Source organism: Myroides sp. TSA_177.3 (assembly GCF_052691955.1).
The window spans coordinates 1-7,282 of the sequence record NZ_JBQZGD010000043.1 but is presented as its reverse complement, the minus strand read 5'-3'; the positions used below and the strand labels follow the sequence as shown (position 1 = coordinate 7,282).

Sequence of the window (7,282 nt, the reverse complement as noted above, 5' to 3'; positions counted from 1 at the left end):
CTCCAAAGTAAAAAATTAGTTGTAGATAATTTAGAAACATTTCTAAATACAGCTACTCCAATCTATAGAGAATTAAGCTCGCTAGTCCATTACCGACAAGTATCTAAAGATAGTTATTTGTTTGTTTGTACTATTATTGATAGTAATCATAAAATTGAATATGGTCATTTTGTAATTACTGTGAAGCTTTATTGAAAGTAGTATAAATATCTTATAAAGATAAAAGGAGAAGATTGGTCTAAGTTTGACAATATGTTTTTAGATTTATATATTGTTTTTCACGATTGTGATAATATTTAATTAAAATATAGAGGTTCTGCCGAAGTAAAATATGATTGGATTACTGCAATGAAAAAAGCACAACCACTAAAAGAAGAATTTAGTATAACTTTTTAAGGAGCATTAGATAACAAAAAAACAGGCAATAGTGTGAAGATTTCTATTGCCTGTTTTTTTTTATGCTAGCATTAATTTCCCCTTGGTTTCGACCTATAAATTTTATTTATTTTCTCTTTGTTAATTCTTTAATTTATTGTATTAAGTAACAAGTCTGGTAATAGGAAAATAAACACGAATTTAGGATACTATAAAAGCTATAATTTTAGTAGAATAACCCTAGATAGTTCCTGTATGGAAATCATATTTTAGTGAATTAATCTTACTAAAGCAATGCTTTTATCGATATAATCTTGTAAGGAATTGATTTGTCTTGTATTGTAATCACAATAAATTTACTCGAATTTACTTGTTTTTATCTTGTTCTAATCTCACTTATAAATTGTGTTCTATACTGGTTTTATCTTCCAATGCGATTAACTCAATAAAGGATACGATTGATTCTTATTATTTGACAAGAGTTGTTGGTTTTGAAAATATAAGTTGCTGATATTTAGTGAAATGTTTTTTTGATGCAGTAAATTAAATACTTGCACCCAAATGTGAGGTAAACCTGTTACTAGTTGTTTTTATAACACTTTTTTTAAACTACTTTAAACGAGAATCATTTTCAAATTTTTAATAATTTAATTTAAATAAATAGTGTTGATGGCTCTATATTTTAGAATAAATGTATTTGATTTGTTTTAATAAAAATAAAATTATTATAAAATCAAATTTTAAACAGAAATATTAATAAATTCATTTAAAAACATTTGTTTTGTTTTATTTGATTGTTTTTTTATTAAATAAATAATCTTTTTTTAATGTTATTGCTAAATTAATTTTAGTTTAAATTTGGTTTAAATTTGGTTTTGATTTATTTTTTTGTTTAAATTTATGTGAATTTTAATATATGTGTATTAAAATTAAGATATGTTTTAGTGATTCAATATATTGGGTAGTATAGTAATACTGAGCAATAGAAAGGAATACCAACCATTTAATAAAACTTATATGAGTCAGAATTATTTCAAATTAACCTCCTTGCTGCTTATTTGTGTTCATACCTTATCTTATGGACAAGATGAATCGGAGCATATTCAGCTAGTGAATACAGGTTTATTCAGTGTCCGCCCAGAAACCATTTTATCTACTCGGCTCGATTTTACGAATACAGCTTCTGGTACTTTTGTGAATGATGGGAGTGTGTATTATTATAAGAATTTTGCTAATGATGGGTATTATGGGATTTCTTCTTCGCTGAAGAGCTCTTCTACTTTTTTTATAGTATCTAATTCTTCCTTAGCAAAGCGAATCACAGGAAATAGTTTGGCTTCTTTTTACAATATTGAATTTGACAGCGAACTAAATGGAAATGCTTTTGACTTAAAGAACAATATTGATATTTCAGGTTTGGCTCATTTTAAAAATGGAATTGTAAAAGTAGATCCAACAAAAAATGCTATTACTTCAGTTTCTAATGGGATGGTTACTTTCCTTGCTGGGGCTCGACATGAGAATGTTGGCAATCACAGCTATATTGAAGGAGCAGTGGAAAAGAAAGGAAATGATCGTTTTGAATATCCTATTGGACATAAAGAATATTTTCGCCCAGCAGTGATTAGTGCACCGGATGATGTTTTAGCCACTATTGTAGGGCAATATTATTTAGAAGATGCTCCGTTCTTTACAGCGCATAAAAAAACAACAGGGGTAATTAAGGTCTTAAACGAGAAAGAATATTGGCGATTGGAAGGGAATTTAAAACAACCCAATATGGTTGTCTTGAGTTTGGATTGGAATGAGGAAACTACACCTCCGGAATTACTTAAAAATCCAGAAGAAGAATTGCATATTGTCCGCTGGGATGCCAAACAACAACTATGGGTGGATGAAGGAGGAGTAGTGGATATGTCTCTCAAAAGAGTAACGACAGTTGCAGAAATTAAAGATTTTGGTTATTTCACTTTAGCTACAGTAAAAAAGGATTGGATTATTGAAGGGGATGTGGTGATTTACAACTTGGTAACTCCTGATGGAGATGGTAAAAATGATTACTTCATTATTGATAATATCAATAAATATCCCAATAACCGCGTAGAGATTTACAATCGTTGGGGAGTTAAAGTGTATGAAACTACGGGATATGATCCAAAAGGAGATGGAAGTACAAATGTATTTAGAGGCTATTCAGATGGTAAGATTACAGTGGATAAAAATAAAAAATTACCAAGTGGAACATATTACTATGTAGTGACTTATGAATACAAAGATGCAAATGGCAATCGTATGATTAAGAAAGCAGCCAATTTACATGTAGAGACCAATTAAATCCCAAAATAGATGAGACTAAAAAACACAATAAAGACTTTTGTTCTTGGAGGGGTAGGCTTGTTTTGTATGGAACAGTCCTATGCGCAACAAGATCCACAATATACGCAGTATATGTATAACCACTCAAACATCAACCCTGCTTATGCAGGAAGTAGAGAAGGGTTGAATATTTTTGGTTTATATCGCACCCAATGGGTGGGGTTAGAAGGGGCTCCTAAAACAGCAACTTTGTCTGTCAATACTCCTTTGGGGGAATCTGGATTGGGATTAGGGGTGAGTTTTGTCAACGATCACTTAGGGGTGATGGACGATAATACCTTATCAGTTGATTTATCTTATGCTGTGAATTTGAACTACAATTATAAGTTGGCTTTTGGATTGAAAGGGTCTGCAAATTTACTAGATGTCAATTACAGTAAGTTACATATTTACAACCCGACAGACCCAGTAGCAGAAGATGATATTAAAAATGAATTTAATGCCAATATTGGGGCGGGATTATTCTTGTATTCGGACAAGGCTTATGTAGGTGTTTCTGTTCCTACGCTATTGACTCGTTCACGTTATGACGATAATAATGTCAAAACAATGCGTGAAAAGATGCACTTATATGTGACAGGGGGATACGTGTTCGATCTAAATAACGATATCAAATTTAAACCAGCTGCTATGGTGAAAATGGAGCAAGGATCTCCCTTGCAGATGGATGTATCTGCTAATTTCATGTTTGTAGATAAGTTTACTGCAGGAGTTGCTTACCGTTGGGATGCAGCAGTGAGCGGTTTGGTTGGTTTTCAAGTGTCAGAAAATATCTTTGTTGGGTATAGTTATGATGCTGAAACTTCTAAATTGGCTCGATATAATTCAGGATCTCATGAGATTTTTATGCGATTCACTTTGTTTAATAGCTACAAGCGCGTTGCTGCGCCAAGGTTCTTCTAATGGGTACAAGTATGGTGAAACAGATAATACAACTTGGAATATTAAGTATAGCCTTGGGCTTAAGCACAACAGGTTATAGTCAAATTAAAAAGGAAAAACAAGCTGATAAAAGCTTTGATCGATTGGCCTATGTTGATGCCATTAAAGTATATGAACGCATGGCAAATCAAGGATATGTCAATACCTCTATTCTGCAAAACCTCGCCGATGCTTACTATTTTAATGGAAAATTAGTAGAGGCAAATACCTGGTATACGGAGCTGTTTGAAGGGAATTATGAAGATAAAGAATTGGCCAAACTACCTTCAGAATATTACTATCGCTATGCACAAACTTTAAAGTCAGTGGAAGATTATAAAAAATCGAAACAAATGATGGATCAGTTTGCAGTATTAGAACAGCGAGATTCTAGGGTAGAGCTATATAGCAAGAACCGCGATTATTTGGCTCATATTGAAAATCGATCCGATCGCTATGATATTAAACGCTTAGATTTTAATACAGCCTATTCTGATTATGGCGGAACCCTGCTTGGAGATCAGTTTATATTTACGTCAGCACGGGCTACAGATCAGCAAGGTAGTAGTAGTAAAATCCACGCTTGGACAAATGAAAGTTACACCAGTTTATATCGTTCAACGATTGGTCAAAGTGGTTTTGGAGAACCAGTACTTTTTGCACCAGAAATCAATTCAGAAGTTAATGATGCAACCGCTGTTTTTACACAAGATGGCAATACGATGTATTTCACGCGTAACAATTCCAAAGCAAGTGGAAAAAGCAAGCAAAATAAAGAGAAGACTTCTTTATTGAAATTATACAAAGCAGTAAAACAAGCGGATGGAAAGTGGGGACAAGTAGAAGAATTGCCATTCAATTCGGATAATTTTAATACTGCCCATCCTGCATTAACGCCAGACGATAAGTGGTTGTACTTTGCTTCTGATCGACAAGGTACAAGAGGGCAATCCGATTTATTTCGCGTGGCTTTATATGAGCATGAGGGATATGGTCCGGTTGAAAATTTAGGTTCCTCTATCAATACAGAAGGTAGAGAAAACTTTCCTTTTATAGCTTCTGATTATCAGTTGTATTTCTCTTCTGATGGGCATCTAGGTTTAGGAGGATTGGACGTATTTACAGCCAAGATTTATCCTAATGGAAGTTTTGGTCCTGTCGTGAATATGGGAACCCCTATTAATAGCAGTATGGATGATTTTGGGTTCTACTTGGATCCCAAACAAAATAAAGGATTTGTTAGTTCAAACCGTGCAGAGGGTAAAGGATCAGATGATATTTATTTCCTTGCTGAAAAGCCATGTAAACAAACGATTGAAGGAACAGTATACGACAAAGATACCAATGAAATCGTAGCGAATGCCTTGATTGTTATTTCAGATGCGCTTTATCAAAAATCAGATACACTTTACACCAATGCGAAAGGATATTATATCACTTCACTTTTAGATTGTGGATATAAGTACCGTATTAAAGCAGAAAAAGAATCCTATAATACTGTTGAAGTTGCTTTTAATGTAAACCGAGAACCTGGGGTAAAAACAGTAAATATTGGCTTAGAAAAAGCAGAGAAACCGCTAGGCTTAAACGATGATTTATTTAAAAGACTCAATTTACAACCGATCTACTTTGATTTTGATAAATCGAATATCCGCAGAGATGCTGAGATTGAGTTGATGAAAGTAGTTGAAGTATTGAAAGAATACCCTTCCATAAAAATTGATGTTCGCTCTCATACAGATAGTAGAGGAAATGATGTATATAATATGAGTTTATCCGATCGTCGTGTGAAATCAACCATTAAATGGATGATTGAACAAGGAATCGATCCGAGTCGCTTGACTGGACGAGGATATGGAGAAAGTCAGTTGCTAAACAAATGTAGCAATGGTGTACCGTGTACTACTTCGGAACACCAAGAAAATAGACGCAGTGAATTTATTATTAAAGAAATTTAATACGCAGGAAACATAATTTAAACAACTAATCACATGAAAAAGAGATGGATTTTACTCGGTGCTTTTTGTACTGGGGCAATAAGTTACGCTCAAGTTGGAATAGGTACGGCTACCCCTAATCCTTCTTCTCAACTTGAAATAACTTCTGATAAAAGAGGGGTTCTAATCCCTCGAGTTGAATTGAAAAGTCTTATTGACAATGGTACGATTACCAATGGAAATGTTGAAAGTTTATTGGTTTATAACGTAACAGATTCAGGAGATTTACAACCAGGATATTATTTTTGGAAAGGAAATAATTGGAATCGATTTTTAACAGAATTAGATGGTAAAGAATGGAGTAATGCAAAAAATAAAAGTTTTGTAGTTGAAAATGATTTACTTAAACTATATGATGAAAATGATGATGTTATTTTTATAGATCTTCAAAGTTTAAATATCGTTACCACGTTAGTTAAAGATTTATCAGGTAACGGAAAGTATACGTATAAAAATGAGGCAGGGACGGAAGTCGTGATTGATGTTCAGGCTGATGTGATCAATAACTTTGAAGATATCATCAACCAAACCGATGTACAGGAAATCATCAATAATATCATTAAAAACGTAGGAGGTAACGTTCACTATGACGGAAATTCCTTTACGTATGTCAATGAAGATGGAGATACAGTTACCTTGGATATGTCCACAATCATTAAGGCTAATGAAACCATCACTACTTTAGTTAAGGATCCATCAGGCAACGGACAATACACCTATACAAATGAGGCAGGTGTAGCAGTTGTGATTGACGTACAAGCGGATGTGATCAACAATTTTGAAGATATCATCAACCAAACCGATGTCCAGGAAATCATCAACAATATCATTAAAAACGTAGGAGGAAATGTTCATTATGACGGAAATTCCTTTACGTATGTCAATGAAGATGGAGATACGGTTACCTTGGATATGTCCACAATCATTAAGGCTAATGAAACCATCACTACTTTAGTAAAAGATCCATCAGGCAACGGACAATACACCTATACCAATGAGGCAGGTGTAGCAGTTGTGATAGATGTACAAGCGGATGTTATCAACAACTTTGAAGACATCATCAACCAAACAGATGTACAGGAAATCATCAACAACATTATTAAAAACGTAGGAGGAAATGTTCACTATGACGGAAATTCCTTTACGTATGTCAATGAAGATGGAGATACGGTAACCTTGGATATGTCAACGATTATCAAGGCGAATGAAACTATCACTACTTTAGTAAAAGATCCATCAGGCAACGGACAATACACTTATACCAATGAAGCAGGTGTAGCAGTTGTGATTGACGTACAAGCAGATGTGATCAACAACTTTGAAGAGATCATCAACCAAACAGATGTACAGGAAATCATCAACAACATTATTAAAAATGTAGGGGGTAACGTTCACTATGACGGAAATTCCTTTACGTATGTCAATGAAGATGGAGATACAGTTACCTTGGATATGTCAACGATTATCAAAGCTAACGAAACCATTACTACTTTAGTAAAAGATCCATCAGGTAACGGACAATACACCTATACCAATGAAGCAGGTGTAGCAGTTGTGATTGATGTTCAGGCTGATGTGATCAACAACTTCGAAGACATTATTAATAATACGAA

General features: G+C 33.8%; 4 protein-coding genes and 1 pseudogene. All 5 read left to right on the top strand.

Annotated features, from left to right (window positions below):
• Nucleotides 1-195: pseudogene (locus ACUTSE_RS17900) on the top strand (hypothetical protein); the annotation flags it as partial.
• A 1,197-nt stretch (nucleotides 196-1,392) separates the two neighbouring features.
• Nucleotides 1,393-2,709: a gliding motility-associated C-terminal domain-containing protein gene (locus ACUTSE_RS17895; protein WP_445641240.1), complete on the top strand. Its 1,317-nt coding sequence runs from the start codon at nucleotides 1,393-1,395 to the stop codon at nucleotides 2,707-2,709.
• A 12-nt stretch (nucleotides 2,710-2,721) separates the two neighbouring features.
• Nucleotides 2,722-3,654 carry a PorP/SprF family type IX secretion system membrane protein gene (locus ACUTSE_RS17890; RefSeq protein WP_445641239.1) on the top strand — a complete coding sequence of 311 codons (933 nt, stop codon included), beginning with the start codon at nucleotides 2,722-2,724 and terminating at the stop codon, nucleotides 3,652-3,654.
• Nucleotides 3,655-3,665: 11 nt separating this feature from the next.
• A complete protein-coding gene (locus ACUTSE_RS17885; RefSeq protein WP_445641238.1) occupies nucleotides 3,666-5,630 on the top strand; it encodes an OmpA family protein in 1,965 nt (654 codons plus the stop codon).
• Between the two features lie 33 nt (nucleotides 5,631-5,663).
• A partial coding sequence (locus tag ACUTSE_RS17880; protein ID WP_445641237.1) for a hypothetical protein occupies nucleotides 5,664-7,282 on the top strand: 1,619 nt, incomplete at its 3' end.

Excerpts from the sequence above, each read along its gene's own strand:
- ACUTSE_RS17895 (WP_445641240.1), top strand. The coding sequence starts at position 1,393 with ATGAGTCAGAATTATTTCAAATTAACCTCCTTGCTGCTTATTTGTGTT.
- ACUTSE_RS17890 (WP_445641239.1), top strand. The coding sequence starts at position 2,722 with ATGAGACTAAAAAACACAATAAAGACTTTTGTTCTTGGAGGGGTAGGC.
- ACUTSE_RS17885 (WP_445641238.1), top strand. The coding sequence starts at position 3,666 with ATGGTGAAACAGATAATACAACTTGGAATATTAAGTATAGCCTTGGGC.